A 24,552-nucleotide genomic window follows, 5' to 3' on the forward strand; every position below is an offset into this window, starting at 1 on the left:
GGTCGCTCAGGCCGGGACCGGGTCGCCGTCGCCGGCACGCTCCCAGTCGCACGGCACCCCGTGACCCCGCGAGCGGCCGAGGAACCGGCGGGCCGCACCGCTCGAAGGCCACGACTCGAGCACCACCCAGAACTCGTGGTCCTCGGCCGGGCTCCGGCGGGTCGGCTCGAGGAAGAGGTGGGCGAAGGGTCGCTCGTCGGAGGCGGCGGTGCCGAGCTCCTCGAGCCGGGAGCGGACGCGGTCCTGCTCGGCCCGGCCGAGGTACTGCCACATCACGCTGTGCCACACCACCGTGAGGGCGTCGTCGGGTCCGTCGGCGAGGTCGATCGAGTCGACGAGGTCGGCGGCCGACTGCGCCCGCACCTGTGGCGGCACCCGCGTGGCCACCGCGAGCGCGCCGCGCAGCCGCTCGTGGCGGTGCACCTGGTCGGCCCAGACGTACGCCGTGAGCGTGAGCCGTCCCTCGGTCGTCGCGACGTCGACGGGCAGGACGTCGCTCCCGGTGCGCTCGACGATGCGCGGCCACGGCGCATCGACCGGGACCGGCCCGGTCCAGGCGTCGTCGATCACGACAGGCGCGTCACGCGGCCCGACGTCGCGGCCGTCGCGGGTGCGGTAGCGGTAGTGGTCGGCGAGCAGGTTCAGCCCTCCCGACGACCCGAGCTCGAAGAGGCGGACCGGGCGGCCCGGCCAGGCGGCGCCCAGCTCCAGGAGCCCGCCCAGGAGAGCCGCGGAGCGGCCGACCTCGTTGGTCTGCGGCGGACGGTCGAGCCACTCGCGGACGGCGGCCGGCTGGTCCGCGAGGAGGTCGCGGACCGCCGCCCACCCGGCGTCGGCCGCCCAGGCGCCGCCCACGCTGGGGTAGTACGCGGCCACCGGGCCGGCGCGCCGCTCGAGCACCAGCCGGTGCACGGAGCCGGCGAGCCGCAGCGCGACGGCCGACGGACCGGGCTCGTCCTCGTAGCCGGCCAGGACGGCCGCCGTCGGGCCGCCGGCCACGATGTCGTCGGCTGCACGGGACAGCAGGTCGGCGTACATCGGGGAGCCGAGGCGCCCGCACGCCTCGGCCTGGTTCCGGAACGCGGTCTCGAGATCCACCCGCTCACCCTGGCACGCCGCCGCGGGCGGTGGTCACCGGCCGAGGAACGCCACCGTCCGCTCCCAGGCGGTCGCCGCGTGACCGGGGTGGTGCTCGGGCCGCCCGGGCTCGGCGAACCAGTGCTCGGCGTCCGGGTAGACCTCCAGGGTCGCGTCGAGGCCGGCGTCGACCATCGCCTGCTGCATCTCCTCGATGTACTCCAGCGGGTCCATCTCGTCGCGCTCCCCGAAGTGGTGCAGCACCCGGGCCCGGACCTTGGACCAGTCGGCCTCGGCCGCGCCGTAGTAGAGGACGACGGCGTCGACGTGCTCGGGATCGGCCTCGGCGAGCTCGACCGCCCAGCCCGCGCCGAGCGAGGCGCCGACGACCGCGACCGTGTCGCGCCCGGTGCGGGCCAGCAGCTCGTCGCGGGCGGCCTCGACGATCGCCCGGCCGGTCTCGTGCGGGACGGTGCGTCGCAGCGCGTCGGCGTCGTCGATCGTGGTCGCCACCCGGCCGCCGAACAGGTCGGGCGCCAGCGCGGTGAACCCGGCGGCGGCGAGGTCGTCGCACCACCGGCGGAAGTCGTCGTTGAGGCCCCACCAGGCGTGCAGCACGAGCACGGCGGGTCCGCCGCCGCCCGGGCTCGCGCCGACCGGGGTGGCGAGGTGGGCGGCGGCCGCGCCGGCCGGGGTGTCGAGGGTGAGCTCGGTCGTCTCGGTGTCCATGGCGACACTCTCCCCGACTCCGCGGACGAAGCGCGTCCGCGTACCCCCGCCGGGCTCAGCCCTTCAGCTGGTAGTCCTTGAGGAGCGCACGGCCGATGATCATCTTCTGGATGTCGCTGGTGCCCTCGCCGATGAGCATGAACGCCGCCTCGCGGTAGAGCCGCTCGATCTCGTACTCCTTGGAGTAGCCGTAGCCGCCGTGGATCCGGAAGGAGTCCTGGACGACCTCGTTGCAGTACTCCGCGGCGAGCATCTTGGCCATCCCGGCCTCGACGTCGTTGCGCTGGCCCTTGTCCTTGAGCCGGGCGGCCTTGACCATCATCGAGTGCGAGGTCTCGACCTTGGTCGCCATCTCCGCGAGCCGGAACAGGATCGCCTGGTGCTCCACGATCGGCTTGCCGAAGGTCTCGCGCTGCTGGGCGTAGGCGATGGCGAGCTCGAAGGCGCGGTTGGCGATGCCGCAGGCGCGCGCGGCGACGTTCACGCGCCCGACCTCGACGCCGTCCATCATCTGGTAGAAGCCCCTGCCGGGCTCGCCGCCCAGGACCTGCTCGGCGGAGACGCGGTGGCCCTCGAGGACCATCTCGGTGGTGTCGACGCCCTTGTAGCCCATCTTGTCGATCTTGCCCGGGATGGTCAGCCCGGGCGCGGTCTCGCCGAAGCCGGGCTCCTTCTCGAGGAGGAAGGTCGTCATCCGCTTGTAGACCGACACGTCGTCGGCGTGGCCCTCGTCGGTCTTGACCAGGGTCGCGACCAGGGTGGACGTGCCGCCGTTGGTCAGCCACATCTTCTGGCCGTCGATGACGTAGTCGTCGCCATCCCTCACGGCCTTCGTCTTGATCGCGGCCACGTCGGAGCCCAGGCCGGGCTCGGACATCGAGAACGCGCCGCGGACCTCGCCGGTCGCCATCCGCGGCAGGTACCTCTGCTTCTGCTCCTCGGTGCCGTGCTGCATCAGCATGTAGGCCACGATGAAGTGGGTGTTGATCACGCCGGAGACGCTCATCCAGCCGCGCGCGATCTCCTCCACGCACAGGGCGTAGGTCAGCAGCGACTCACCGAGGCCGTCGTACTCCTCGGGGATCATCAGCCCGAAGATCCCCAGCTCCTTGAGCCCCTCGACGATCTCGGTGGGGTACTCGTCGGCGTGCTCGAGCTCCGTGGCGACCGGCAGGATCCTCTCCTCGACGAAGACCCGCACCGCCTTGAGGATCTCGCTCTGGTCGTCGGTCAGTCCGTCGGTCTGGCACAGTCGCGGCATCGCTCGGTGTCTCCCTTACTGGTCAGTACGGGCAATCTACCGACGCCGCCGCCCTCCTGACGGGTGGCGGCCCTCGATGAGACGACGATCACAACCTCTAGGGTTCTGGCCATGCGCCGCGACCTGATCCTCCACATCGGGGCCAGCAAGACCGGGACGTCGGCGCTGCAGCGGGGGCTCTTCGACTCCGCCCCCCAGCTCGAGGCCGCCGGCATCGGCCTGCCCTACCTGAGCCGCGACGAGTCGCTGCGCGGGATCCTGCGCCCGTTCGGGTGGCGCACGGCGCGCGGCTTCGCCGAGCCGTTCGACGAGGCCAGGGTCGCCCGGATCGGACGCCGGCTGCGCCGGACCCCGGGCGATCGCCTCCTCGTCACCAACGAGGACCTCTGCGAGGCGCGGGTCGACCGCATCCAGCGGTTCGTCGACATCGCCGACGACGCCGGCCTCGACACCCGCGTGGTCCTCAGCGTCCGGGTCATCACCTCGGTGGTCCCCTCGGAGTGGCAGCAGTTCCTCAAGCACCGGATGACGCTCGACTACCCCACGTTCCTCGAGCGGCTCCACACGCGCGAGGGTCCCTGGGCCGAGCACTTCTGGCAGCGCCAGGACGTCGCCGCCACCCTGCAGCGCTGGGGCTCGGTCGTCGGCACCGACCGGCTCGACGTCGTCGTCACCCCCGACCGCGCCACCGACCCGGACGGCCTCTACCGGCACTTCGGGGCCCTGCTGGGCTTCGACCCGACGGTGATGAGCTGGCCGACCGACGACATCAACGCGTCGTGGGGCTACACCGAGGCCGAGGTCTACCGGCGCGCCAACGCCGCCCTCGGCAGCCGGCTCCCGTCGTACGAGACCGACTACGTGCCCGGGTTGCGCACCTGGCTGGTCCGGGGCGCCCTCAAGCGCGGCGCCAGTGCCCGCATCACCGTCCCGCCGGATGCCGTCGCCTGGCTGCGCGACGTCGCCCACGGCCACGTCGCGGCGGTGCGCGACGTCGGGATCCGCGCCCACGGCGACCTCGACGCCCTGGTGCCCGACGCCGACGCCGGCAGCCCGTTGCCGGAGCTGCGCGACGACGAGATCGCCGAGGCCGCGATCAGCACCATCGCCGACATGGCCGTCATGCAGCTGCGGGCCCGCCGGCGCGAGGAGTCCGGCGCCGCGCCGCGCCGCGCCGCCGACGTCCGGCGCGAGCAGCAGCAGCCGGAGCGGCCGTAGCAGCGAGGCCCGTCAGGAGCTCGTCGGGGAGCCGGTCAGGCGGTGCGCCGGGTCGCCGGAGATCGCGACGCCGAGCACGGTCGCGACCTGGGTGACGGCGTCCTCGAGATCGCCCGGGAGCGGCGCGGTGAGCTCGTCGGGCAGGACGAGCCCCTCCTCGGCGCACCACGCGAGCGCACCGGCGAACAGCGCCTCGCCCGCCCGGCGCACCTCCTCGTCACCGACCTGCACCGGCACGTCGCCGGCATCGACGGTGGCGTCGGGGGCGAGCTCGACGGGCAGGTCGCCGGCCTCCCCGACCAGGGTCGCGTGGGTCGCGATCGCGGCCAGGCTGCGGGCGTTGAGGTCGAGGGCGAACGCCGCCGTGACCGCGTCGACGCGTGGTCGGGACTCGTGCTCGCGCAGGGCGAGCAGCCGGTCGTGGGTGAGACGGCGCAGCACCCGGCGGTAGGCGCTGGGGGGCTCGGCCGCGAGACCGGCGTCGTTGACCCGCCGGAGCAGGTCGCACGAGCCGTACCCGAGCTGCGGGTTGTCGAAGGCAGCGCCGGTGTCGGTCAGGGCGGCGTCGACACCGACGACGTCGAGGAACCGCTCCCACAGCAGCGTGCGCGGCCGGTCCGCGCCGGCCGGCACGGTGACGGCGGCGAACCGCTCCGGGGTCAGGGACTCGCCCCACGTGCGGACCATCCGGGGGACGTCCTGGGTGCGCCGGAACGCCCGGGTGCCGGGGTGCGGCGGACGCTTCCCCCGGACCCGGGCCGCGGTCGCGAACTCCGGCCACGAGCTCCGGTGGGCGTTGCGGACCAGGCTCTGCCACTGCGAGGGCAGCGCCCGGACGGCGTCACGGACCGTGAGCACGACGTGCAGGTCGAGCCCGTGGGTGCTCTCGAGCACCCGCTGCACGCCCGGCCGCTTCGAGTAGCTGAGGAACTCCATCGACACGATGGCGCCGTGGCAGCCCGGCTCCGCGGTGCGCGCCCGCACGTCGTCCATCAGCGCCACCCAGCGGGGGGCGTCGGCCAGGGTGGGCGACGCGCCGGCGCGCGCGGAGCCCACCGCCGAGTCGGTCAGCGCCAGCAGCTCGCGGGTGGCGCGCACGACCGCGCGCTGCTCGGGGACGTACCACCCGAGCCCGCCCAGGGTCTCGGCGTTGGCGATCAGGAGGTCCTGGACGAAGGTCGTGCCGGTCTTCATCGCCCCGATGTGGAGGACCAGGCGCGGCGCCGACCCGGTCGCGGTGCTGCTCGCTGACATGCTGGTGCGGTTCTCCTCGACGGTGGCGGGCGCTCGCGCGAAACCTGGGCGACGATAGCAGTCCGGGGACCGCGGGCTCCCCCCGTACAGTTCTGCTTCGCGAGCCGAGGAGCAGACGACGAGAGGCAGTGCGAGGGCCGGTGGAACCGAAGAGCTGGTCGGCTGCCCCGGCGACCGTCGCCCTCGTGGTGATGCTCGTCGTCGGCGCGTTCGCCGTCCTCGTCCTCGCCCCGGACGACGACGCGCCCGACGCCGCGGCCACGAGCCCGGCCGGCTCCGTCACCTCGCCGGTGGACCCGACGACCGCCTCCACCTCGGTCCCGCCGACGACCACGCCACCGGCGGACCCCCAGGGAACCCGGACCCTGCAGCCGACGGCGCCCGGTGACCCCCAGACGGTGTGCGTGCCCCAGGAGTCGAGCGTCGACCTCCGGGTCGTCACCTACAACATCCACTCGGCCCGGCCCTACGAGGGAGGCAGCCGGCTCGCCCGGATCGGCGACGAGATCGCCCGGCTGGAGGCGGACGTCGTCCTGCTCCAGGAGGTCGACCGCGGCCGCGCCTGGACCTACGGCGTCGACATGCCGGTCGTGCTCGCGGAGCGCCTGGGCATGTCGTGGGTGTTCGGGGCCAACGTGCGCCGCTCGCCGACCAACCTCTACGGCACCGCGATCCTGTCGCGCTACCCGATCACCGACTCGGTCAACATCGCGCTCCCCCGCCCCGGCTCCACCCAGCAGCGCGGTCTGCTGCACGCGACGATCGACGTCGACGGCATCGCGACGAGCTTCTACAACACCCACCTCGAGCCGGGGGCGCCCGGCGCCCGCGAGGCGCAGATGCGCCTGGCGATGGACACCGTCCGGGCCGACCCGAACCCCGTGTTCCTCGGCGGCGACCTCAACACCTCACCGTCCTCCCCGACCCTCGCCCCGGTCCGCGCGAGGCTGACCGACACCTGGAGCGTCCTGGGATCCGGCGCCGGCTTCACCGCCTCGTCGGGCAACCCCCGGATCCGCATCGACTACCTCTTCTTCGGCAGCGGGACGCGCGGCGAGGTCACCCCCTCGACCGTCCGCGTGGTCGCGACCCGGGCCTCCGACCACCTCCCGCTGGTCGCCGACTACCGGGTGAGCGTCGACGACGGCGAGGTCTGCGTGCCGGTCTTCCCCGGCGACACGCCGTAGCGCGTGCCGGGCGCCCGTCAGGTCACGCGCGGCGCGGCGGCAGCGGCCACCGCCGGCGCTGGGCCTGCAGCTCCTCGACCGTCCCGCTGAGCTCCTCGACCCGGGCGGCCAGCTCGTCGCGCTCCCGGGTCAGCTCGCCCTTCTCGGTCTCCAGGTCCCGAGCGGCGATGCGCAGGTCGCGGACGTGCAGCAGCATCCGCGCGATCACCCGGGGCAGCCCGGCGTACATGTCCTCGACGGCGACGTCGTCGGGGTGCCGCGCGTCGGGCGCGGCGTCGCCCGGGAAGAGCTCGGCGAGATCGCCGTGCACCGGGTAGCCGACCCGTTCGACGACCTCGATCCAGTGCCGCGTGACGTCGACCAGCCGGTCGCCGACCGCGGCCGGTGCCTGCGGCTTGCCCGAGCGCGCGGTGCTGAGGACCGTCTGGGCGAACCAGCGCTTCGCGACCACGGCGTACCAGGGCTGCTCGAGACGGTCGTCCTCGGTCTCGCCGATCTCCTCGAGACCGGCCAGGACGTGCCGCATGACCGCGATCTGGGCGACGCCGAGCGACTCGTTGTGCCGCGGCGTGCTCGCGACGTCGACGAGGTCGGACGGGATCCCGATAGCCGAGCAGAACCGGCGCCAGAGCACGTCGGGGCCGGTGCCGCCGGGCGGCGTCACGACCAGGTGGATCCGCTCGGGCGGCAGGAACCGCTTCCACCGCTTGATGACCCAGAGCAGGTTCTGGCCGCGCCAGAACCCGACCATGTCGTCGTCCATCTCCTCGGGGACGCCGTCGAGGATGTCGTCGGCGAACGACGCGAAGGACTGGTCGTGGCCGTTCTTGACCCGCTCCTGCCACTGGGCGGTGAGCGTCTGCGCGAGGTTGCGGACCGTGATGACCAGGTGCACCTCGTAGTCGGGCACCCGGTCCAAGATCGCCTTGGCCTGGGTGCCGTTCGCGGCGCTGAAGATCTCGTGGCTGAGGACGACGTCGCCGCCGAGCCGCCGACCGCGCCGCACGAGGTGGTCGAACGTGCCCTCGACCCGGTCGCGGCCCACGCCCCACTGGTCGGGGTTGCCGGCCATCTCGAGGGCAGCGTGGAACATCCCCTCCTGGCGCACGTAGGGGTAGGTGAACCCGTGCTCGCGCAACAGGCCCCGGTTCTCGCCGAGCAGCGACTGCAGGAACGTCGAGCCGCTCTTGGGCAGGCCGATGTGCAGGAACAGCCGTCGGGGCGGCTCCGGGACGACCTCGACCCGGGCGGCTCCGAGCTCCTCACCGGTGACCTCGACCTCCGGCGTCGGGGAGGTCATCGCGCCGCACTCCTCGGCGGGCGGGTGACTGGCATGCGGGGACCTTCCGGACGGGAGCGACGGCGTGTCGACCCTAGTGGGGACGGGCGAACGGACGGCGTCGGGCCGGTGTCGCCGACGGGTCGGGTCACCGGCCGATCCGGCGCCGGAGCCTGCCGACCACGCCGGTCGGGTCGCCCGCGACGTCGCCCTCGGACAGGGTCTGGCGGTCCGGCACCGGATCGGCGCCGATCCGGCCGTCACGGACCCGGGCCACCTCGGCACCGCGTCGCGCCAGGATCGTCGCCAGTGCGGCGACGGACGCCGACGCCACCTCCTCCTCCAGGGCGACCACCGGCTCGTCGGTGAACGCCTCCCGCGGGCAGGCGAGGTCGTCGAGCGACCCCTCCAGGGCGTAGCCGCCGGTCTCGATCGCCGTGCGCTGCGCGGCGGTGACCTCCTCGCACCACGCCTCGAACCGTCGGGGCACCAGGATCTTGCGGGGCTGCTGCCTCACCAGGACGCCGGCGCTGAACCCGCGCTTGACCACCTCGGCGTAGATCCACCGGCGGTGCACCTCGGGGGGCAGCTCGGCGTTGACCCGGCGCAGCACCTCGGCCTGGACGAGCCCGAGGCTGGAGTTGCTCGGCCGGTCCTCCGGCTCGACGTGCGTCGGGTCGAAGCCGACGGCGCGGGCGAACCGCTCCAGGAGCTCGGTGGTCGGGGCCCCGCTCGGCGGGACGGTCACCACGTGCAGCCGCTCGGCCGGCACCACCTCGGCCCACCGCGACAGCACCAGCGCCGGGTCGAGGTGGATCCACGGGTGCCCGCCCTTGCCCGCGCGCTGGGCGCGACGCAGCTGGCGCAGGTACGCCGGGAGGTCGACCGTGCTGCCGGCCTTCAGCTCCTGCTGCCAGGACGACGACAGCTGGCGGGCCAGGTCGCGGACCGTGACGACCACGTGCACCTCGCGCTCGCCGCAGAGCTGGAGCAGCCGGGCGATCTGGCGCGGGCCGGCCCCGGCCAGCGACTCCTGGCTGTAGACGGCCCGCTCCCCCGACGCCTTGGCCAGCCGCTGCGTGAACCGCTCGAGGGTCGCCCGGTCGGTGGCCGGGTCACGGCGCCCCTCGTAGCGGTCGCGGAGCACGACCATCAGGTCGAAGCACTCGCGCTTGGTCGGCGGCACCAGGTCGGTCCCCGCAGCGGCGAGCCGGTCGCTGCTGCGGAGCATCGCGTCCTGCAGGTAGGAGGTGCCGGTCTTCTGCATGCCGACGTGCACGAACAGCTGCTGACGGGCGCGCGACATGGCCACACTCTGGCGGGTCACCGAGAAGCCCGGCAACCCGGCCGGGTTCAGCGGGCGTTCGCGACGAGGGCGAAGAGGCGTCGGCCCTCGTCGAGGGCCTCGGCGCCGGTGCTGACCCGGACCGAGGACGGCTCGGTCAGCAGCGGCGTGGAGAACTGGCGGGTCGTGTCCCAGCGCACCTCGGAGCCGCTCGCGAGGCGCACCTGGAGCAGTCCGTTGATCGTGCCGGTCGCGGCCCGGGCCTGCAGCTTCCACTCCTGGACGCACGTGGTCGTGCACTGGCGCACCCAGCTCCCGCGGACCCCGCGGCGGGCGAGGAGGGAGCCGAGGTTCTGCTCCCGCGGCGCCCACTTCCTGCCGAGCTTGACGAACTGGACCTGGACGCCGCGCTTCGCGGCCCGGCGCAGCTCCTTGACCAGGAAGTACAGGTCGAGGCGGCTGGTCACGACCCGGACGACGTCGCCGGCCTGCGCCGAGCGGATCCCGGTCGCGAGGCTGCGGAGCACGGCGCGGCGGGCGGCCTGGTCACCGCTCGGGTCGTTGGCCACCACCTGGGTGTCGGAGGGGGCGTCGCCGAGCCAGTGGAACCCCGCCGTGACGGCGTCGTGGTCGGAGTTCAGCTCGGTGCTGAAGTGCTGGTCGGGCGCCAGCGTCCCGGCTCCGCGGTTGAAGATGTAGTCGATCGTCGCGCCGTGGTGGTCACCGGTGGCGAAGAAGGAACCGAGGGTGTCGAACGTCGGCTCCAGCTGGGCCGCCGACAGGAGGTCGGAGGGGTAGCGCGAGCTGCGGTAGTGGAAGTTGAAGTCGCCGCCGACCAGGACCGGACCCGACGGCGCGAGCTTCTCGACCAGCCCGCCGAGGCGGGTCACCGAGGGACGGGCGAGGTCGGGCATGCCGCGGACGTTCGGGGCGACGTGCACCGCGACCACGGACAGGGTGCGGCCCTCGACGTCCTGGAGCGTGACCCAGTTGGCGAAGCGGCGGCCGAGCTCGGTGACCCGGCCCGGGGGCTTGCCCCGCCAGTTCGACAACCGGTACGTGCCCTCGGCGACCATCGTCCACCGGTCCGTGCGCCACGCGACCGCGGTGGCGGAGGTGTAGCGGTTGGTCGAGCTGCGGTGGATGTCGTAGCCGGTCGGCGCCATCACCGCGTCCGTGCGGAACGGGACCTCGTTGTAGGTGACGAAGTCGGGAAGCGGCGCGAGCACGGTCCGGACGTCGGCCTGGAACCGCTTGACGTTCAGACCCGTGTAGATGTTGGCGTGGGTCATCATGATCGGGCTCGGCGTCACCACGGCCGCGCGGGCGGCGGTGGTCGGCGCGGCGGCCGGGGCCGCCGAGCCGGTGGGGACCGCGGCCATCGTGAGCGCGACGGCGGCCACGGCGGCCGCCGCGACGGCGGTCCGCACCCGGGTGGCGGCGGTGGTCGGCGAGAGTCGTGCACCCATGCGTGTGGCTCCTCGGAGGGGGGGCGCGGCCCTGCGTGGGCCGGAGCATCACGAATCACACCACTCCCACCAGCCACATACAACACAAACGCGTGAACTACGCGCATGTAGTTCTTCTCGGCGTGTCGGATCCGGGTGGGACGGCGTGCCTCAGCGCAGGTCGAGCGCCCGGGCCAGCGGCGTCGCGAGCCAGCGTGCGTAGTCGGGCGTGACGTGCTCGGAGTCGCGCATCGTGATGAAGCTGCCCACCACGGCGGGGCACAGCCCCTCGGCGCAGAACCACTTCTTCGCGTTCACGCGGTCGGCGCCGACGGCCTCCGCGGCCGCGAACGACGCCTGGGCCACCTTCTCCGAGTACGGCCCGGGCGCGAACGCGCAGTCGCCGAGGTCCGGGTCACCGTCGGTCAGGCAGACGCCGGGCTCGTCGGGCAGCTTCGGGGTGTTGCCGACGACCGCCACCCGGTCGGAGGACTCGAGCAGCGTCGTGAACAGCTCGCGCCAACCCTGGTCGAGGGCCTCGAAGTAGCCGGGGTCGTCGCCGCCGACGGTCCGGCCGGTCTCGGGGTCGGTGAAGCGACCCACGTCGGTGCCGATCACGGTCAGGTCGGGCTGGAGGTCCTCGATCGTGCCGAGCGCGAAGTCCTTGAAGTCCTCGCAGCCCTCCCAGGCACGATCGGTCTCCCGGTCGATCTGGGTCAGGCTCGTGGCCGAGCAACCGCTGTAGACGAGCACGTAGACCCGGTAGCCGAGCTCGTCGCCGATCTTCTCGAAGGCCGGCGACAGGGCGCGTGCGTGGGAGTCACCGAGCACCACGATCGACCGGTCGGCGTCCGGGTCGCCGATCGCGCACAGCTCGGTCGTGCCGGTGCGGTAGTCGCAGTCGCCGAGCGACGCGGTCTGCTTGCGCAGGTCGATCAGCCCCGGGGTGAGGTCGCTCGGGACGGCGGCGCCGTCCTTGGCCGCGGCCACGGAGGCCTTCACCAGCGCGACGTGCTCGTCGTCGCCGGCCTTGTCGGGGGCGTACTCGGCCACGGTGATGGCCGGGTTGTCGTCGAACTCGCCGAGCTGGTAGCGCACCACCTGGTTGCTCACCAGGACGGTCGCGACGACGGTGGCGATGCTCACCGGGTAGATCAGCAGCGAGCGACCGGTCCGCCTCCAGGTGCCGCGACGGAAGGGGTTCTCGATCCACCGGTAGCTCGCCCAGCTGAGCAGGAAGATGAGCGCGAGCGTGGCCAGCTGCACCGGCAGCGTGCCGAACCGCTCACCGCCGAGGTTGCCGCGCAGCAGCACGATCACCGGCCAGTGCCACAGGTAGAGGGAGTAGGACCAGTCGCCGATCACGACCGCGGGGCGCAGCGAGAGCAGGCGCCCGACCACCGTCTCCTGGCCCGGCTGGCCGGACCCGCCGGCGACGACCAGGGCGACGGTGCCGAGCACCGGGAGCGCGGCGTGCCAGCTGGGGAACGCCGTGCTCTCCGAGAAGGTGAGGGCGGTGCCGGCGATCAGCAGCAGCCCGGCGCCACCGAGGAGCGTCCGCGCGAGCCGGGTCAGGATCGTGAGCCGCGGGAGCAGCGCGCAGGCCGCGCCGGCGCCGAGCTCGTAGGCACGGGTGAAGGAGGAGAAGTACGCGGTGACCGGCGACTCGTAGGTCGCCCACACCGACCAGGCGAGGGAGCCGAGGATCGCGACGCCGATGAGGACGCTCGCCGCACGCCGGAACCGGCGGTCGAGGTCGGCGTCGCCGCGGCGGCGCAGGACGACGAGCAACAGCACCAGCAGGGCGGGCCAGACGAGGTAGAACTGCTCCTCGACCGCCAGCGACCAGTAGTGGCGCAGCGGTGACGGCGGCTGGCCCTCGGCGAAGTAGTCGGTGCCGACCCGCGCCATCCGGACGTTCGCGGCGAAGAACGTCGCCCACACGGCGTCGGAGAGGATGTCCTTGACCCGCAGCAGCGGCAGCGTCAGCAGGGCGACGACCACGGTCGCCAGCGTCACGACCGCGGCCGCCGGGATGATGCGACGGGCCCGCCGGGCGTAGAAGTCGACGAGCGAGATCCGTCCCTCGCGCCGTCCCTCCTTCAGCAGCAGCGAGGTGATCAGGAAGCCGGACACGACGAAGAACACGTCGACGCCGATGAACCCGCCGGCGAGCCGGCCCGGGAAGAGGTGGTTGACGACGACCAGCAGCACCGCGAGGGCGCGGATGCCCTGGATGTCGGGCCTGAAGCCCGAGGAGCCCGAGGAACTCGGGGGCGACCCCGGTGCGGCTGCGGTGGTCCTGGTCGGTCCGGTGGCCTCAGCCGACATGGGCCATGGCGCTGATGAAGAAGTGGTCGCTGATCCGGTTGTCGGTGGCGGCGGTGTCGCGCCAGTAGCCGGTCCAGCTCACGTCGGGCGTGCTGACGACCCAGTCGACCGGGATCGGGCCCGGAGGCGGGTTGCACCCGCCGCCGTAGCTGCCCCCGCTGGAGGACACCAGGCCCCCGACGGCGACACCCTGGCAGAAGAAGGGCTCGCGGTCGTTCATGTCGCCGGTGACGAAGACCGGCAGCCCCTCGGACTTCAACCCGTTGACGACACCGATCAACGTCGCCCGCCCGCGTGCCCGCTCGGCGGCGTAGCGACCGCCCCCGGCCGAGGGGTGGGTGTTGACGACGTAGAACTCCCGGCCGGTCTCCCGGACCCGGAGCTTGAGGATCGGCTGGGGGCGGGGGCGGCCCATGAAGGTGATCGTGAAGCTGTCGCCGCTGACCATCTCGAAGCGGCCGTCGTCGTAGAGGATCGAGTTGTCGGTCTCCTTCGAGCCCCAGGCGAGGCCGGGGTAGGCAGCCATCCCGGTGCGTCCCTGGATGGCGCGCAGCTGGTCGTCCTGGAGCTCCTGCGTGCCGACGATGTCGACGCCGTGCTTGGACATCAGGTTGGCCGCGCCCACCGACCGGGTCGACGCAGCCGGGTAGGGGCGGGGGCCGCCCGGGCCGGTGTGCTGGCTGCCGAGGACGTTGAAGGAGCCCACCCTCACGTCGAACGGCTGGTTCCTCAGCGCCTCGATCCGGGCCAGGCGGGCCTCGCGGCGGGCGACCTTGTCGGCGACGTCCCGCTTCTCGTCGATCTGCGCGGCGCGGGCCTCGGCCTTCCGGGCCACCACCCGCTGGACCCGCTGCTGCTCCTCGGCGACCGCCTCCTCGGCGGCCAGGGCCTCCGCCTCGTCGTCGGCGTCGTCGGTGGCGCGGGTCGCGTCGTCGTCGGGACCGAGCGGGGTCGTGGGCGCGGGGTCCTCGGCCGTCGGCGTGCCGGGCTCCCGGTCGGCGAGGAACAGACCGGCCAGCACGAGGGCGAGGACGAGGAGTCCGACCAGGCCGAGGAGACCTCGGCGGGGGCCTCTCGCGGCGCCTTCGGGAGCGCGATGGGAGGGCTGGACCACGTGCCGGACCTTAACACGGGGGGCCTGCCGCGCCGGGGTTCGCGAGCGCGCCCGCGGGCGCGCTGACTACGGTGGCGACCATGTTCTTCACCGCCTCGACCATCAAGGACTCGGTCGACAACGTCGCCTTCTTCGTCGCGGCGAACCTGGCCTCCGGGGTCGACCACATGTTCGTGTTCCTCGACGCGCCGAAGGACGCGGGGCAGCGCGAGGTGGCCGCGGCGCTGGCCGACCACCCCCACGTGACCTGCCTCCCGACGACCCGCGGCGGCTGGTGGGACGGCGACCGGCCGCACGGGTTGAACGTGCGTCAGCGCACCAACGCGAACTGGGCGCGCGCGGTCCTCGAGCCGTTCGGGTGGGCGCAGTGGCTCTTCCACGTCGACGGCGACGAGGTGGCGCGCCTCGACCGCGACGCCCTGGACGCCGTCCCCCCGGCGCTCGACGCGGTCTGGCTGCCGCCGTGGGAGGCGGTGAGCACCTGGGACAGCACCCGCCCCACGCAGTTCAAGACGCTGCTCGACGATCCCGACCTCACGCTCCTGCACGTCCTGGGCCGGATCGAGGAGCCCACCAACCAGGCCTACTTCCACGGCCACGTGATGGGCAAGTCCGGCGTCCGCCCCGGCTCCGGCCTGGGACTGACCCTGCACGACGCGGTCTCCCCCGACGGTCACAAGCAGGAGCGGCACCACGACCCGCGGCTCAGCGTGCTGCACTACGACGCGCCGTCGGGCGAGGAGTTCGTGCGCAAGTGGACCGCGCTCGCGCACGCCGGCCCGGCGCGCTACCGCGCGTCGCGGGCGCCCTCGGCCCAGGCGCTGCGCACCCTAGTGACCCGCGACCTGCCCGACGACGTCCGCGGGCGCTACCTGCGCGAGATCTACGAGCGCACCACCCAGGACGACGTCGCCGCCCTCGCCGACCTCGGTCTCCTGGTCGAGGCCGACCCGGTGGGCCGCGGGCTGAGCCCGCGCGCCCTGGACGACGGGCAGCGCCGCGCGCTCGCCGACCGGGTCGCCGAGCTCGCGGAGCGACCGAAGGCCGACTTCCTCGTCGAGGACGCCCGAGGGAGCGACGCCGCGCGGCCGAGCCGCAAGGAGCAGCTGGGCCGGCTCAACCCTCTCGGTCGCCGCGGCTGAGACGGGCTCGCGCCCGCACCCCCGCGCGGCCGGCCAGGTCGCGCAACCGCGACAGCCGACCCGCGCCGCCGTCGCCGGCGCCGCCCTGGCGCTGCCGCAGGCTGCGGACGTCGTCGAGCATCGAGGCCACCAGGTCGACCGCGACGGCCGCGACCTCGGCGTCGGTGACCGAGGCCGGCACCCGACGCTCGTCGAGCTCGTCGGGGACCAGGAGGTCGTCGAGCTCGCCCACGACGTCGAACGGGGCGCTGCGCAGGTAGTCGACGGTCGCCCGGCCGCGCTCGCGGCAGTCGGCGACCTGGTCGGGCTCGGGCCAGAAGCGCTCGCCGCCCTGCGGCACGAGCCGCTCGTCGGCGAGGTAGGTGCGCAGGTAGACCCCGCGGTCGAACGCGCTGCCGAACCCGTCGAGGCGGGCGTTGACCCGGCGCAGCGTCTCGGCCTGCGCCACGCCCATCGAGGAGTTCGGGAAGGACTCCGACAGGTCGATGCCGGCGGTGTCGAACCCGACGATGCCGGCGAACCTGTGCCACACGTCGTCCCGCGGCGCGGTCGGGTCGAGGGCCAGCACGTGGACCCGCTCGGGCGGGACCGCCTCGGTCCACCGCCGCAGGACCAGGCCGAGGTCGAGGGTGCGCCAGTTCCAGATGTCGCTCGGCCGCCTCGACACCGTGCGGCCGTAGTCGGGCAGGGCCGTCGTCGCGCCGTTCTTGAGGCTCTCCTGCCAGCTCGCCGCGAACAGGCCGAGCGGCTCGCGGGCCGTCACGACCAGGTGCACCTCGGCCGGGGCCAGCGCAGCGACCATGGCGGCGGCCTGCCGCGCGCTGGCGGCCGCGAAGAACTCGTGGCTGATCAGTCCGGTGCCGCTCGACCCGGCCAGCTCGCGACGCACCCGGTCCCAGGCCGTCCGCTGCCGCTCGGGGGCACGCTCCTGCTTGCGCTCCTCGCGCACGGTGCGCGAGGCCCACAGGTGGTCACGGCGCTCCCGGCCGGGGACGACGACGCCCCGCTCGCGCAGCGTGTCGCGGTGCGCCCAGATGATGGTCTGGAGGTACGACGTCGCGGTCTTCGGCAGCCCGATGTGCACGAAGACGGTGTCGACCACTAGTGGTCGCCCCCGTCGCCGGTGGCCCCGTGGGTCACTAGAGCGACCTCTGGAACCGCTCGATCGCCTCCGCCACGGCGGCCTCGTCGCGCGTGGCCAGCGGCACGAGCAGCTCCTGGACGACGTCGGCGAGCTCAGCGAGGCGCACCTGGTGCCGGCGCAGCTCGGTCAGGTCGGTCTCGAGGTCGGCGACCCGCTCCTCGAGACGCTTGATCGTCGCTCGCGAGCCCCCGGGTCGGAGATCACTCACCTGCACCACGTCACCACACTCCTACGACTCGCACGACCGGACGGGCGGGACCCTTCCGGTGGATGACCCTAACGTTCCTCGCACCGGCGTCGCGCAGCAGCGCGACGAACACGTCGACGTCGGGACGACCGAGCATCCACTCCTCGCGCGTGGGGTCCGGCTCCCCGCGCTCCACGACCGCCGGGTGGAACTCGGCGAGCAGCTGACCCCCCTCGCGCAGCGCCATCGAGCACAATCGCGCCAGCGACTCGCGGCCGTGGGACGACGTCGCGTCGACGACGTGCCGGGCGAGGACCACCCGCTTGCCGGGCCGGTGGGCCAGGCGCGCGCCCTCGGCGAACAGCGAGCGCCGATCGGTGAGGTTGAGGTGGCGGACCTCCAGCGGCAGCGACTCCGCCTCCGCCTGCGCCGCCACCAGGTCGAGGCCGCGCGGCACGTAGTCGTAGGCGGTGACCGCGAGCCCCTGGCGGGCCAGCCAGATGCTGTCGCGGCCGCGGCCGGCGCCGACGTCGAGCACCTCGGTCGCGCCGATGTCGCGCGCGATGACCGAGGCGCGACGTCCCAGGGCACTCGGCTCCGCGCGGGGCGGCTTGCGCTTGGTGTGGTGCGAGCGCCGGTCCCAGTAGCGGATGCCGGGCTGGGTGCCGCGGAACCAGTCGTCGAACGCGCGGATCGTGTGGGCCGGCGTGGTGAACTTGAACGCCGGGTCGGGCACCTGCCAGCCGGGGCCGTACATCGCCTCGAGCAGCTTCTCCGGTCGCGCCGGCACGGGCATCGGTCGCCCGTCGAGCAGGGCGGTGCCAAGGGGGCTGATCCACGACGGCTCGAACGGCGTGTTGATCTCGCCCATCAGGTGCAGGCGGCCCCCGTCGAAGAAGCCGCCGAACACGTCGAGGCCGCGGGTGACGTCCTCCTCGGTGACCGAGATCTTGAACGACGCCCCGCTGTAGCGCGCGATCGCGTAGCCGCGCTCGGCGAGGTGGCGCTGGATCCGGTAGGACTCGAGCGCGACCTCGACCGGCGTCGTGAACCGGCTGACGTAGCCGAGGTCGGCGTCGGAGTCGTGACCGAGCACCCGGCCCTCCCGAACGGCGCCGAGCAGCGTCCCGTAGGCGATGAACGGCTCGACGCCGGTCTCGCGCAGCGCGGCCAGGACGGCGTCCGTGGCGTCGAGCAGCGCGTCGATGTCGCGCTCGGTGCGGGTGGCGAAGGTCGGGACCAGCCGGCCGGACTTGTCGATGCCCAGCTCGACACCGCGACGGTTCTCCACCGCGATGGTGCCCTCGCCGTCGCCGAGGGTGAGCCGCCGGTCGTGGAGGACCCGACCGGTCACCGAGTCACGCACGCTCACCCGGCTGCTGCCGTTGAGGTGCCCGCGCAGCGGCTTGGGCCACGCCGCGTGCCGCAGCGGCCACGGCCCGCGGATCCAGTCGGCCCCGACCGGGTCGCTGTCGCGCCGGCTCCAGAACGTCCAGACCCGCCGTCCGTCGAAGCAGACGTCGACGGGACGGTCGTCCCCCACGAGGAGGGAGACGCCGTCGTCGTCGACGCGCCGGATCCGGACGGCGGGACCCAGTCGTACCACCGGGTCCCTAGTTCCCGGTCATGTTGGCGTACGGGTCGACGCCGGTGGTGCTGTAGGGCGTCCCGTCCTCGTAGACGGCGTTCGCGCCGGAGCCGAAGACGAGGTGGTCGCCGGACGGCGGCGTCGTGGCGCCGCGGAAGCTCGGCACGGTCCGCGCGCTGGCGCCGCCGAAGCGGCCGTACCAGTACTGGATGTGGGACTCGTAGCGCTGGGTGTCGCGCTTGCTGCGGTAGATGCCGAGGTTCTCGTCGCTGACCGCGGACAGGCCGGACCAGTTCGCCGAGCCGTTCAGGACGGCGTACGCGGAGGCGTCGTTGCCGAGCTTGCCGACGACCGACATCGCCTTGAGGTGGAAGTAGTTGTCGAACTCGCCGTCGTCGTCGACGTCCTGGACCAGGTGACGCATGGGCACCGGACCGCGGGGGCCGGGAGCACGCAGCATCCGGCCGACGTCGATGCCGAGGACGGTGTAGCCGATCTGGATGTCACAGCCGTTGTTCCACAGGGCACGGACCTTCTTGCCCAGGCGCATGCCGCGGTCCTGCCGGATCACGTCGGGAGCGATCCGGATCCGGGTGCGGCCGGAGGCGGTGTTCTTCGCGCCCGAGCAGCGCACCTGGTTGAGCAGCTGCATGACCGGGTCCTTGGAGGTGGCCATCGGGAACTGGATCAGCCGGAAACCGCTCTCGAAGCGCTGCGTGACGTACGGCTTGGCGGCCCGCCGGTCCCTCGAGGACTCACGGAAGATCTTGGCGTAGAACTTCCACACGTTCTTGCTCCGCGTGTGGGTGTAGATGTCGTTCCACTGGTTGTTGGTCGAGGCCAGCGTCAGGTTGGCCGAGCCCTGCATGACGACGCGCGGGACCTTGCCGGCCTTGGAGAACATGAAGAACTTGGAGTGCGAGGACCCGGTGCCGCCACGGCAGGAGCCCTTGCAGACGCGGGCCCAGCTGCGGACGCCGTCCTTGCGCTTCTTGTTGTTCTTGGCGAGCTCGGCCTTCAGCCGCCGGAACGGCTGGTTGGGGACCTCGACGTTGTTGCGGTTGTCCATGAGGAGACGCACCCGGACGCCGCGGCCCTGGGCGCGCAGCAGCGCGTCGGTGCCCTCGCTGGTGAGGAAGTTCCAGGTGAAGAAGTTGATCTGCTCGCCCTTGGGCGTGGAGTCGATCGACCGGACGATCTTGCGGAAGATCGAGCGCCGCTCGGTCACGCCGCCGAGCGGGCTGTTGAACGTCGCGCCCGGGCGGGGGTTGAAGTTGTCGGGGGTGGGGGTCCGGAAGGTGTCGGGCTCGGCACTCTTGAAGGTGCCGCGCTCGCCCTTCCCGCCCGGGTCCGGGGTCGCACTCGCGGACGTCTGGGAGGCAGGTACCGAGAGCGCTGCGACGGCAACGATCAACGCGAGAAGTTTGGCCACAGCCAGGTGATCCCATCGGGTCGGGTGTCGTTCGGTGCCGGTCCGGGACGGACGGGCACTGGTGGGAGATTGTGTGTCAAGTCCTCCCGATCGGAAAATTCCGGTGTCAGCCACGGCACCGGGCCACGGCGTCGCCGTAGTCGGGGTCCTGCGCCAGCGGACCCGAGGTCTCGGTGATGTCGCTGCCGGCGACGGCGTAGAAGCGGTCGGCGTAGCGGACGATCCGCTGGCCCGAGGAGCAGCCGAGCCGGTCGGCCGCCACGAGGGTCTCGCCCTCGGCGCAGCCGGAGTAGGTGCGCGGCAGGGTCGCGCCGGCGACCCAGACGTCGGCACAGGTCGGGGTGCCCTCGGGGACCGGGACCGCCGACGTCGTCGGCTCACCGGTCTCGGTCGGCGCGGCGGTGTCGTCGGGTCCCTCGGTGGCGCTGGCGGTGTCGCTGGGCGCGTCGCCCGTCGAGGAGGACGGGGAGCCGGACGTGGGCCCGGTCGCGTCGCCGTCGTCGTCCGAGCCGCACCCGGTCAGGACCACGCCGGCGAGGAGCAGCGCGACGAGCGCGGCGCCGGCGCGCGGTGGGAGGGTCGGGGTGAGCGCCATGGATGGAGTGTAGGTCCCGTTCACGCCGATCGCCGTGACCTCGCTCGGACCGTCGCGTCGTCCGGACCGTCGTCCCCGGGTAGCGTGCGACAACGTGAGCAGTCCCGCGCGCGTCTACGTCGCCCGTCTGGTGGGTCTGCCGATCTTCGACCCCCAGGGCGACCAGGTCGGCAAGGTGCGCGACCTCGTCGTCGCGATGCGCTCCGAGGCGAGCCAGCCCCGCGTGCTGGGCCTGGTCGGCGAGGTGTTCGGGCGGCGCCGGATCTTCGTGCCGATGACCCGGGTCACCAACGTCGACGCCGGGCAGGTCTACACGACCGGCCTGCTCAACATGCGTCGCTTCGAGCAGCGCTCGACCGAGACGCTCGTCGTGGGACAGCTCTTCGACCGGCAGGTGACGATCCCGGGCGGACCGGGCGGGCCGGGCGGCGGCGGCACGATCACCGGCACCATCTACGACGTCGCGATGGAGCAGGGCCGCACGCGCGACTGGGTGCTCAGCCGCGTCGCCGTCCAGGAGCCGGCCAAGGCGCTGCGCCGCCGCGGTCAGACCCACGTCGTGGAGTGGCGCGACGTCCACGGCCTGACCCGCCCGGGCGGCGACACGCAGGGGGCGACCGCCCTGCTGCACGCGCTCAACGAGATGCGCCCGGCCGATGCGGCCACGATGATCCACGACCTGCCCCCGGAGCGTCGCGCCGCCGTGGTGGCCGCCCTCGACGACGAGCGGCTCGCCGACGTCCTCGAGGAGATGCCGGAGGAGGACCAGGTCGAGATCCTCGAGCACCTCGACTCGGAGCGGGCCGCCGACGTCCTCGAGGAGATGTCGGCCGACGACGCCGCCGACCTGATCGCCGACCTCCCGCCGGAGACCGCCGAGATCCTGCTCGACCTGATGGAGCCCGAGGAGGCCAAGGACGTCCGCCGGCTGATGTCGTACGTCGAGAACACCGCCGGCGCGATGATGACGCCGGAGCCGGTGGTGCTCGGTACCGACGCCACCGTCGCCGACGCGCTGGCCCTGGTCCGCAACCCGGACCTCACCCCGGCGCTGGCCGCGCTGGTCTACGTCTGCCGCCCGCCGCTCGAGACGCCGACCGGCCGGCTGATCGGGGTGGCCCACATCCAGCGGCTGCTGCGCGAGCCGCCGTCCACGCTGGTCGCCGGCGCGCTCGACGAGTCGATGGAGAACCTGCGCCCGGAAGCCACGATCGACCAGGTCGCCGCGCACCTCGCGACGTACAACCTCGTCTGCGCGCCCGTCGTCGACGAGAACGGCCACCTGCTCGGTGCCGTCACCGTCGACGACCTGCTCGACCACATGCTGCCGGCCAACTGGCGCGACCGCGGCCTGAGCGAGGGCGGACGCCGTGGCTGAGCGTCCCGAGCGGCCCGAGCGCCGCGAGCGGCTCGACACCCCGCGCGACAACCGCCGCCAGCTGGTGCGCCGCCCGGCCTACGACTCCGACTCGTTCGGCGTCTTCGCCGAGCAGTTCGCGCGGTTCATGGGGACCGCGACGTTCCTGGCCTACATGACGCTCTTCGTCGTCCTGTGGGTCGGCTGGAACGCCCTGGTGCCCTCGAGCGCCCAGTGGGACGGCTACCCGTTCATCTTCCTGACCCTGATGCTCAGCCTGCAGGCGTCGTACGCCGCCCCGCTGATCCTGCTCGCGCAGAACCGGCAGGAGCAGCGCGACAAGGTGATCAACGAGCAGGACCGGCAGGCCAACGCCCGGGCGCACGCCGACATGGAGTTCCTGGCCCGCGAGGTCGCCTCGCTCCGGATGGCGGTCGGTGAGGTCGCGACCCGCGACTACGTGCGCTCCGAGCTGCGCTCGCTGCTCGCCGAGCTCGACGAGCGCACTACCGAGACCGCGCGGGCGGTCGCCCGGGAGGCGGCGCGCGAGGTCGGACCCGGGCGTGGGCCGGGTCACGACGACGCCGCCGACCGTCCGGGACCACCCGGAACCTAGACTGGGACCACCATGACTTCACCCACTCGCGAGCAGGTCGACGCCGCCCTGGCGACCGTGCAGGACCCCGAGATCAAGCGGCCCATCACCGAGCTCGGGATGGTCGACACCGTCGAGATCACCGACAACGGGCTGGTGCGCCTCACGGTGCTCCTCACCGTGGCCGGCTGCCCCCTCAAGGACACCATCACCCGCGACGTCAACACCGCCCTCGGCCGGGTCGCCGGGGTCACCGACGTCGACCTGACGCTCGGCGTGATGACGGCCGAGCAGCGTGCGGGCCTCAAGGAGGTCCTGCAGGGTGGGCAGGCGCAGCGCGAGATCCCGTTCTCCCAGCCCGGCAACCTCACGAAGGTCTTCGCCGTCGCCAGCGGCAAGGGCGGCGTCGGCAAGTCGTCGGTCACCGTCAACCTCGCGATCGCGATGGCCAAGCAGGGGCTGAAGGTGGGCGTCGTGGACGCCGACATCTACGGCCACTCGGTGCCGGCCATGCTCGGTGTCGCCGACTCGCGCCCCACCCAGGTCGACGACCTCATCATGCCGGTGCCCACGTCGTCCGGGGTGTCGGTGATCTCGATCGGGATGCTCAAGCCCCGCCGCGACCAGGTGGTGGCGTGGCGTGGTCCGATGCTCGACCGCGCACTCGTGCAGATGCTGTCCGACGTCTACTGGGGCGACCTCGACGTCCTGCTCCTCGACCTGCCGCCGGGCACCGGCGACGTCGCCATCTCGCTGGGCCAGCACCTGCCGGGTGCCGAGGTCGTGGTCGTGACGACCCCCCAGGAGGCCGCGGCCGAGGTGGCCGAGCGGGCCGGCACGATGGCCTCGATGATGCACCAGCGCGTCGTCGGCGTCGTCGAGAACATGAGCCACCTCCCCTGCCCCCACTGCACCCCGGAGGGCAAGGAGCACCGCCTGGAGATCTTCGGCTCGGGCGGTGGCGACCGGGTCGCCACGACCCTCGGCCAGCGCTTCGGCTACGACGTCCCGGTGCTCGGCCGGATCCCGATCGACGTCTCGCTCCGCGAGGGTGGCGACGTCGGCAAGCCGATCGTCGACGCCGACCCGACCGCCCCGGCCGCGCTCGAGCTGACCGCGATCGCCGACCAGCTGTCGGGCCGCAGCCGCGGTCTCGCCGGCATGCAGCTCGGCCTCACCCCGAGCAACCGGTTCTGAGGGCCTGACGTGTTCGGGGTCGGCCTGCCGGAGCTGACGGTCCTCGCCCTCGTCGCGGTGTTCGTCTTCGGCCCCGACAAGCTGCCCGAGCTCGCCCGGCAGGCCGGTGCGCTGGCCCGGAAGGTCCGCACCCTGGCCAACTCCGCCCGCGACGACCTGCGCAACGAGCTGGGGCCGGAGTACGCCGACCTCGAGCTGCGCGACCTCGATCCCCGCGCGATCGTGCGCAAGCACATCATCGAGGCGATGGAGGACGCCGGCGACGAGGCCGCCCAGCCCCGCAGCAAGCGCTCTGCCCGCCCACTGCTCCAGCACGAGGCTCCCCCCTTCGACACCGACGCGACCTGACGAGGGTCGCGCGAGCGAAGCGAGTGCGAACCCTCGTCGAAGGTGGTCGAGCGAGCGGCGCGGCTGAGGGACGAAGCCGCGACCCGCGTGTCGAGACCCCCTGACCCACCGAGGCCGAGCCACCACCGCCGGTCACCGTCGCCGCTGGGGCCTGTCGGCGCGCTGAATCCCGCTTGCTCAGCCGCCCTGGCGAGGCCGGCACCCTCGGGACCGGTCAGCGGCTCTGCACGGCCGCCAGGGCGGTGAAGGCCACCAACGTCACGTGCGGCGGCTCGCCGACGACGATCTCGACGAAGTCCTGACCGACCCGGCGCAGGGCGCCGTCGTGGCGGGCGCCGTCGAGCCGGTGCAGGACGCAGCGCTCCCCCGCGTCGGCGAGCCGACGCAGGGCGGATCCCAGGCCGAGCCGGGCGAGCGGTGACCAGGCGACCTGGGGCACCGCCCGGTCGGAGGCGCCGTCGACGGCGGCCACGGCCGCGAGCGGGAGGATCCAGTCGCCGGTCGGGCCGGCGACCAGGCACCAGTCGTGGGCGACCCGGTCGAGGCGTCCGGCGAGGACACCGAGTCCGGTGACGTGGAGGGTCACCTCGCGTCCGACCGAGGACATCAGGCGGGTCGCGAGCGGCACCTGCTGGTACTCGGCCCGGGACCGGTCGGCGAGCTCCGGCGCCCGCTCGGCGTCGTACATCGCCTCGGCCTGCTGCTCGAGGTCGTCGAGCACCCCGAAGAGATCGGCTTCCCACCCCATCGCCCGACCCTAGCCCGGGCCTGTGGAGGAACCCTT

At 73.2% G+C, this 24,552-nt stretch carries 22 protein-coding genes; 7 read left to right on the plus strand and 15 right to left on the minus strand.

Features of this window, described 5'->3' with window-relative positions; translation table 11 throughout:
• Positions 1-6: 6 nt before the first annotated feature.
• The 3 genes from E4623_RS00320 to E4623_RS00330 are packed head-to-tail and all read right to left on the minus strand — an operon-like array spanning position 7 to position 3,067.
• Positions 7-1,098 carry a DUF2332 domain-containing protein gene (locus E4623_RS00320; protein WP_134764539.1) on the minus strand — a complete coding sequence of 364 codons (1,092 nt, stop codon included), beginning with the start codon at positions 1,096-1,098 and terminating at the stop codon, positions 7-9.
• Positions 1,099-1,131: 33 nt separating this feature from the next.
• Positions 1,132-1,806 carry an alpha/beta fold hydrolase gene (locus tag E4623_RS00325; RefSeq protein WP_134764540.1) on the minus strand — a complete coding sequence of 225 codons (675 nt, stop codon included), beginning with the start codon at positions 1,804-1,806 and terminating at the stop codon, positions 1,132-1,134.
• 55 nt (positions 1,807-1,861) lie between these two features.
• Positions 1,862-3,067 carry an acyl-CoA dehydrogenase family protein gene (locus E4623_RS00330; RefSeq protein WP_134764541.1) on the minus strand — a complete coding sequence of 402 codons (1,206 nt, stop codon included), beginning with the start codon at positions 3,065-3,067 and terminating at the stop codon, positions 1,862-1,864.
• A 111-nt stretch (positions 3,068-3,178) separates the two neighbouring features.
• Here E4623_RS00330 and E4623_RS00335 point away from each other — a divergent pair, with 111 nt between their 5' ends.
• A complete protein-coding gene (locus E4623_RS00335; protein WP_134764542.1) occupies positions 3,179-4,285 on the plus strand; it encodes a hypothetical protein in 1,107 nt (368 codons plus the stop codon).
• Positions 4,286-4,297: 12 nt separating this feature from the next.
• On the opposite strand, the gene E4623_RS00340 is transcribed toward E4623_RS00335, so the two are convergent.
• On the minus strand, positions 4,298-5,539 hold the full coding sequence (locus E4623_RS00340) for a hypothetical protein (protein WP_134764543.1): 1,242 nt from the start codon (positions 5,537-5,539) through the stop codon (positions 4,298-4,300).
• 140 nt (positions 5,540-5,679) lie between these two features.
• Between E4623_RS00340 and E4623_RS00345 the strand changes: the two genes are divergently transcribed.
• The gene (locus E4623_RS00345; RefSeq protein ID WP_134764544.1) at positions 5,680-6,726 is read left to right on the plus strand and encodes an endonuclease/exonuclease/phosphatase family protein; all 1,047 of its coding nucleotides are present in this window, start codon (positions 5,680-5,682) and stop codon (positions 6,724-6,726) included.
• Positions 6,727-6,748: 22 nt separating this feature from the next.
• On the opposite strand, the gene E4623_RS00350 is transcribed toward E4623_RS00345, so the two are convergent.
• The 5 genes from E4623_RS00350 to E4623_RS00370 all read right to left on the minus strand — a co-directional run bounded on the left by E4623_RS00350 (position 6,749) and on the right by E4623_RS00370 (position 14,183).
• Positions 6,749-8,026, minus strand: coding sequence for a hypothetical protein (locus tag E4623_RS00350; RefSeq protein ID WP_134764545.1), 1,278 nt, complete (start codon positions 8,024-8,026; stop codon positions 6,749-6,751).
• Positions 8,027-8,153: 127 nt separating this feature from the next.
• Positions 8,154-9,311, minus strand: a complete 1,158-nt coding sequence (locus tag E4623_RS00355; RefSeq protein WP_134764546.1) for a hypothetical protein — start codon at positions 9,309-9,311, stop codon at positions 8,154-8,156.
• Positions 9,312-9,358: 47 nt separating this feature from the next.
• Entirely contained in the window at positions 9,359-10,759 is a 1,401-nt protein-coding gene (locus E4623_RS00360) for an endonuclease/exonuclease/phosphatase family protein (protein ID WP_134764547.1), read from the minus strand.
• Between the two features lie 150 nt (positions 10,760-10,909).
• Complete coding sequence (locus tag E4623_RS00365) at positions 10,910-13,069, minus strand: acyltransferase family protein (protein ID WP_134764548.1); 2,160 nt, start codon at positions 13,067-13,069, stop codon at positions 10,910-10,912.
• Positions 13,059-14,183 carry an endonuclease/exonuclease/phosphatase family protein gene (locus E4623_RS00370; protein ID WP_134764549.1) on the minus strand — a complete coding sequence of 375 codons (1,125 nt, stop codon included), beginning with the start codon at positions 14,181-14,183 and terminating at the stop codon, positions 13,059-13,061. The genes E4623_RS00365 and E4623_RS00370 overlap by 11 nt, the downstream gene beginning before the upstream one ends.
• Positions 14,184-14,263: 80 nt before the next feature.
• On the opposite strand from E4623_RS00370, the gene E4623_RS00375 reads away from it, so the two are divergent.
• Positions 14,264-15,325: a glycosyltransferase family 2 protein gene (locus E4623_RS00375; protein ID WP_134764550.1), complete on the plus strand. Its 1,062-nt coding sequence runs from the start codon at positions 14,264-14,266 to the stop codon at positions 15,323-15,325.
• Here E4623_RS00375 and E4623_RS00380 read toward each other — a convergent pair.
• The 5 genes from E4623_RS00380 to E4623_RS00400 form a co-directional block, all read right to left on the minus strand.
• Positions 15,300-16,427 carry a hypothetical protein gene (locus E4623_RS00380; protein ID WP_134764551.1) on the minus strand — a complete coding sequence of 376 codons (1,128 nt, stop codon included), beginning with the start codon at positions 16,425-16,427 and terminating at the stop codon, positions 15,300-15,302. The two genes, E4623_RS00375 and E4623_RS00380, sit on opposite strands and share 26 nt — an antisense overlap.
• Before the next feature lie 37 nt (positions 16,428-16,464).
• On the minus strand, positions 16,465-16,677 hold the full coding sequence (locus E4623_RS00385) for a DUF6752 domain-containing protein (protein ID WP_134764552.1): 213 nt from the start codon (positions 16,675-16,677) through the stop codon (positions 16,465-16,467).
• A gap of 10 nt (positions 16,678-16,687) precedes the next feature.
• On the minus strand, positions 16,688-18,262 hold the full coding sequence (locus E4623_RS00390; protein ID WP_134764553.1) for a methyltransferase domain-containing protein: 1,575 nt from the start codon (positions 18,260-18,262) through the stop codon (positions 16,688-16,690).
• A 7-nt stretch (positions 18,263-18,269) separates the two neighbouring features.
• Entirely contained in the window at positions 18,270-19,658 is a 1,389-nt protein-coding gene (locus E4623_RS00395) for a phospholipase D-like domain-containing protein (RefSeq protein ID WP_134764554.1), read from the minus strand.
• A gap of 124 nt (positions 19,659-19,782) precedes the next feature.
• Positions 19,783-20,271, minus strand: coding sequence for a hypothetical protein (locus E4623_RS00400; RefSeq protein WP_134764555.1), 489 nt, complete (start codon positions 20,269-20,271; stop codon positions 19,783-19,785).
• Between the two features lie 94 nt (positions 20,272-20,365).
• Here E4623_RS00400 and E4623_RS00405 point away from each other — a divergent pair, with 94 nt between their 5' ends.
• Genes E4623_RS00405 through E4623_RS00420 form a run of 4 tightly spaced genes read left to right on the plus strand, consistent with a single transcriptional unit; the run spans position 20,366 to position 23,768 of the window.
• Positions 20,366-21,649, plus strand: coding sequence for a CBS domain-containing protein (locus E4623_RS00405; protein WP_134764556.1), 1,284 nt, complete (start codon positions 20,366-20,368; stop codon positions 21,647-21,649).
• Positions 21,642-22,244, plus strand: coding sequence for a DUF1003 domain-containing protein (locus E4623_RS00410; protein ID WP_134764557.1), 603 nt, complete (start codon positions 21,642-21,644; stop codon positions 22,242-22,244). Before E4623_RS00405 ends, E4623_RS00410 begins: the two co-directional genes overlap by 8 nt.
• Positions 22,245-22,256: 12 nt before the next feature.
• A complete protein-coding gene (locus E4623_RS00415) occupies positions 22,257-23,420 on the plus strand; it encodes an Mrp/NBP35 family ATP-binding protein (RefSeq protein WP_134764558.1) in 1,164 nt (387 codons plus the stop codon).
• A gap of 9 nt (positions 23,421-23,429) precedes the next feature.
• Positions 23,430-23,768: a sec-independent translocase gene (locus E4623_RS00420; RefSeq protein WP_134764559.1), complete on the plus strand. Its 339-nt coding sequence runs from the start codon at positions 23,430-23,432 to the stop codon at positions 23,766-23,768.
• 214 nt (positions 23,769-23,982) lie between these two features.
• Here the strand turns inward: E4623_RS00420 and E4623_RS00425 are convergent, their stop codons facing one another.
• A complete protein-coding gene (locus E4623_RS00425; protein ID WP_134764560.1) occupies positions 23,983-24,516 on the minus strand; it encodes a hypothetical protein in 534 nt (177 codons plus the stop codon).
• Positions 24,517-24,552: the final 36 nt, after the last annotated feature.

This window comes from Nocardioides sp. 1609 (assembly GCF_004522105.1).
Lineage (GTDB): Bacteria > Actinomycetota > Actinomycetes > Propionibacteriales > Nocardioidaceae > Nocardioides.

Coding starts and splice junctions, on each gene's coding strand:
- E4623_RS00365 (WP_134764548.1), bottom strand. CDS start 13,069: ATGTCGGCTGAGGCCACCGGACCGACCAGGACCACCGCAGCCGCACCG.
- E4623_RS00375 (WP_134764550.1), top strand. CDS start 14,264: ATGTTCTTCACCGCCTCGACCATCAAGGACTCGGTCGACAACGTCGCC.
- E4623_RS00325 (WP_134764540.1), bottom strand. CDS start 1,806: ATGGACACCGAGACGACCGAGCTCACCCTCGACACCCCGGCCGGCGCG.
- E4623_RS00335 (WP_134764542.1), top strand. CDS start 3,179: ATGCGCCGCGACCTGATCCTCCACATCGGGGCCAGCAAGACCGGGACG.
- E4623_RS00425 (WP_134764560.1), bottom strand. CDS start 24,516: ATGGGGTGGGAAGCCGATCTCTTCGGGGTGCTCGACGACCTCGAGCAG.
- E4623_RS00415 (WP_134764558.1), top strand. CDS start 22,257: ATGACTTCACCCACTCGCGAGCAGGTCGACGCCGCCCTGGCGACCGTG.
- E4623_RS00330 (WP_134764541.1), bottom strand. CDS start 3,067: ATGCCGCGACTGTGCCAGACCGACGGACTGACCGACGACCAGAGCGAG.
- E4623_RS00355 (WP_134764546.1), bottom strand. CDS start 9,311: ATGTCGCGCGCCCGTCAGCAGCTGTTCGTGCACGTCGGCATGCAGAAG.
- E4623_RS00360 (WP_134764547.1), bottom strand. CDS start 10,759: ATGGGTGCACGACTCTCGCCGACCACCGCCGCCACCCGGGTGCGGACC.
- E4623_RS00350 (WP_134764545.1), bottom strand. CDS start 8,026: ATGACCTCCCCGACGCCGGAGGTCGAGGTCACCGGTGAGGAGCTCGGA.
- E4623_RS00340 (WP_134764543.1), bottom strand. CDS start 5,539: ATGTCAGCGAGCAGCACCGCGACCGGGTCGGCGCCGCGCCTGGTCCTC.
- E4623_RS00400 (WP_134764555.1), bottom strand. CDS start 20,271: ATGGCGCTCACCCCGACCCTCCCACCGCGCGCCGGCGCCGCGCTCGTC.